A 3,597-nucleotide genomic window follows, 5' to 3' on the forward strand; every position below is an offset into this window, starting at 1 on the left:
AGACTATTTCAGGAAACTTGCATTAATTAATTGGAGGACATCATGACGACGAAAAGTGAGACAATCCGGGATTCGTTACAAGTAAGTGAGTTGATAACCGCGTTGCCCAAGGAATTAAATGAAGAACAGATCCTTAAAGATTCTCTGGGGGACCTGATCGCCAGAATATCAACCCGCAAAGTCCCGGTTGGTTCGCTGGCCCGCATGTGGACCCTGGGCAGCATGCAGGCAAAGATTGCCATGGGGTATCTTGCCTATGCGGTGCGCAGCAATTTTCTGAACGATTCCGAAAAGCAGCAACTGCTCAACGAAACCAATCTGGCCGCCGCTCTGAAATTGTTCGGCACCATGGGTTATCTGCGCGGCGCAATCATGAAGGTCGGACAGATGCTCGGTAATCTCCCCAAGGTTCTGCCCCGGGAGTTTGCCGATGTCCTGGGAAGCCTGCATTTTGAAGCGCCTGCCATGCATTTTTCGATGATCCGTGAGGTGTTTCTCGATGAACTGGGGAAGGAGCCGGAAGAGATTTTTGCATCATTTGACCGGCAAGCTTTCGCCGCGGCCTCTCTGGGCCAGGTGCACAGGGCGCGCCTTAAAACCGGCGAGGAAGTGGCGGTGAAAATTCAATATCCGAATATGAATCGGATGATCAGCTCGGATATGCGGAACCTGAGAGCACTGGTCGCCCCCATGCGTTTTCAAAAAGAGTGGGACTATATCATGGACCATCTTGAGGATGCGGAAGAGATGTTGAAACTTGAAGCTGACTATGAAAAGGAAGCGGAGTTTTTGCAGAAAGCACTGGATATTTTCAAGGAGCACGATGAGATTGTGGTGCCGAAATATTATAAGGATTATTCCACCAGCCGGGTACTTACCATGGACTATCTGCCGGGGAAACATCTGCAGGATTTCATCAAGGATGATCCAACCCAGGAATTGCGGAATCATTTTGGCGAGTTGATATCTGTGGCCTTGATGCGCTTGACTTATCACTCCAATACTTTTTATGCTGATCCCCATCCGGGTAATTTTCTGATGATGGATGACGGCCGTCTGGGATTCATTGATTTCGGTTGCCACCGGGAATTGACTGAGGATGAATGGCAGTTGAACAATAATGGCGAAAAGGTGGCGATGTTCACCCATGACAAACAACAGCTTGATGAAGTCATTGCTTCTGGATGTCTCCATGACAGTATCCATGAAATGGATGAAAAGCGGGTTGCGTTATTGAAGAAAATCCTTGAGTGGATTGCGGAGCCGGGCCAGAAAGACGAGCCGTTTGATTTTGGTGATGAGGATTGGTTTCAGCGGGGCGTTGATATAAATGTTGAGTGTGCCAAGCAGCGACAGAGCAGATATGCGCCGATCTGGAACTGGACCAACCGAACCATATTAGGCCACCGGACTTTGATGTACCGACTCAAATGCAGGTTCAATTTCCGCAAGGTATATATTGAAAATAATACTCACGTTGAGGGGCGATGAGCGTTTTATTCTGGCTGTCGATCATATCCCTTGGGCTCACCCTTGCCGTATCCCTGGAAATCGCTCTGGGGATGAAGCGAATGACCTATATCAAGGATGTGCCTCCGGCGGATTCCGATGATTTGCCTAAAGTTTCCATCATCATCCCGGCATGCAACGAGGCGGACACCATGGAGCCTGCCCTGCAATCGGTGCTGGCCCTTGATTATCCGGATCTGGAAATAATCGTTATAAACGATCGCTCAACCGACCGCACCGCCGATGTGTTAAAGGGCATGCAACACAAGCATTCAAGAATCAAAATCCATGAAATCACCGAGCTTCCCCCCGGCTGGATGGGAAAACTCCATGCCCTGCAATACGGCGCCGATCATGCCAAAGGTGAATACCTCCTGTTCACCGATGCCGACATTGTTTTTGAGAAATCAACGTTGAGAAGAGCAGTGGGGCATGTGCTGAAAAACCGCCTGGACCATCTGAGCATGTTTTTTGAAAATAAAGTCGCCGGCGGCATATTGAACGCCCTGTTTCTCGATGTCGGCGGCGGTCTGTTGATGCTCTTCAAGCCCTGGAAGGCAAAAGATAAAAAGAGCAAGAAATTCATGGGGGTCGGAGCATTCAACATGGTCAAGGCTTCCGCCTATGGGGCGATTGGCGGCCACAGTGCTTTTGCCATGCATCCCATCGACGATATCATGCTGGGAAAAGTGCTTAAAGAAAGAGGCTTTGCCCAGGATTGCATTATCGGCGAAAAATTTCTTCAGGTGAAGTGGTACGGTACGGTTCGGGATCTCATCGACGGGGTGATGAAAAACACCTTTGCGGTGTATGATTTCAGTGTGCCTGGGGTGTTAGCGGGGTGCACACTGATCTTTGTGATGAATATACTGCCGCTATGGGGAGTAATCATCACCACCGGAACCACCCGTCTCATTTTCGGGGCGGCAGTTCTCTTCCGCCTCATGTCCCTGGCCCATGGTTTTTCTCATTTGAAAATGCCTCTGTGGAATTCGGTGTGGGGACTGGTTACGCCGTATATCAATATATACTTATCAATTAAGGCAGCAGTCCTCACCCTGCGCCATAACGGCATCTCCTGGCGTGGCACCCATTATTCTCTTGATGAAATGAAGAAACAAGGCGGGCTTTTTTGATGTGATACGTATGAGACTCCACAGTTTAATGGAGGGATGATTAATCAATAATGAAAAAATTGCTTCTCGTAGTTGGCGGAATATCGGCCGCTTTGGTAGTCGGACTTTTGATTTTGATTAACACCGCCCCGCCGTTGCCCGAAGAGACCGATGCGATCATCGAACAGGTCTTTTCCGCAGATATTCCCGAATTAATTACAGGTGTCACCGGCACTGCAAAATCCGGCGACATTGAGATCTGGTATGAGGTTATCAATCCGGCAGGGCCGCCCAAGGGAACCGTGCTGCTGATCATGGGGCACAGTGCCTCGGCCTTGTTCTGGCCGGAGTATTTTTTCAGGCCGCTGGTTGAGGCGGGTTACCGGGTGATCCGCTATGATAATCGCGGCGTCGGAATGTCTGACTGGATGAATGACGGGGCGAAGAGGTATACCCTTGAGGATATGGCCAGGGATGCGCTGGCGGTGCTGGATGCAAACGGAATTGAGCAGGCCCACGTAATCGGCGCCTCTATGGGGGGAATGATCGGTCAGCGCCTGGCCATCAGCAATGGCAATCGGCTGTTGTCCCTTGCCTCCATCATGTCCACCGGATATTTTGATGATCCCGATCTGCCGGGAACGCCGATCGCTGTTTTTTTTAACCTCACCAGATATATCCTGAAATACGCCGTGTGGAAAACCGAAGAAGACATGATCCGCTTCAATCTTGGCTTGCTGCAACTCTTGCAAGGAAACACGGATAATCCCTATGATCTGGTAGCCTTTACTCAACAGGTTGTCTACGAAATGCGGCGCCGCCGTGGCTATAATCATCATGTGGGTAGACAGCATACCAAGGCAATCCTTGCTTCCGGTTCCCGCTATGATGAGCTGGGCATAATCAAGGCGCCGATCCTGATCATTCACGGCAGATCAGATCCGATAATTCCCTTTGCACATGCCTTGAAATA

At 50.0% G+C, this 3,597-nt stretch carries 3 protein-coding genes; all 3 read left to right on the forward strand.

All coding sequences use genetic code 11. The features are described 5' to 3' along the window. Positions 1-42 precede the first annotated feature (42 nt). Entirely contained in the window at positions 43-1,491 is a 1,449-nt protein-coding gene (locus KKE17_00090) for an AarF/ABC1/UbiB kinase family protein (GenBank protein ID MBU1708384.1), read from the forward strand. Beyond that, complete coding sequence (locus tag KKE17_00095; GenBank protein ID MBU1708385.1) at positions 1,488-2,645, forward strand: glycosyltransferase; 1,158 nt, start codon at positions 1,488-1,490, stop codon at positions 2,643-2,645. The genes KKE17_00090 and KKE17_00095 overlap by 4 nt, the downstream gene beginning before the upstream one ends. A 50-nt stretch (positions 2,646-2,695) precedes the next feature. After that, on the forward strand, positions 2,696-3,597 hold a 902-nt coding region (locus KKE17_00100; GenBank protein ID MBU1708386.1), incomplete at its 3' end, for an alpha/beta fold hydrolase.

This window comes from Pseudomonadota bacterium, assembly GCA_018823135.1.
In the GTDB taxonomy this organism is placed as follows: Bacteria; Desulfobacterota; Desulfobulbia; order Desulfobulbales; family CALZHT01; genus JAHJJF01.

Bases quoted from the DNA above. Each gene is read 5' to 3' on its own strand.
- KKE17_00090 (MBU1708384.1), top strand. From the start codon at position 43: ATGACGACGAAAAGTGAGACAATCCGGGATTCGTTACAAGTAAGTGAG.
- KKE17_00095 (MBU1708385.1), top strand. From the start codon at position 1,488: ATGAGCGTTTTATTCTGGCTGTCGATCATATCCCTTGGGCTCACCCTT.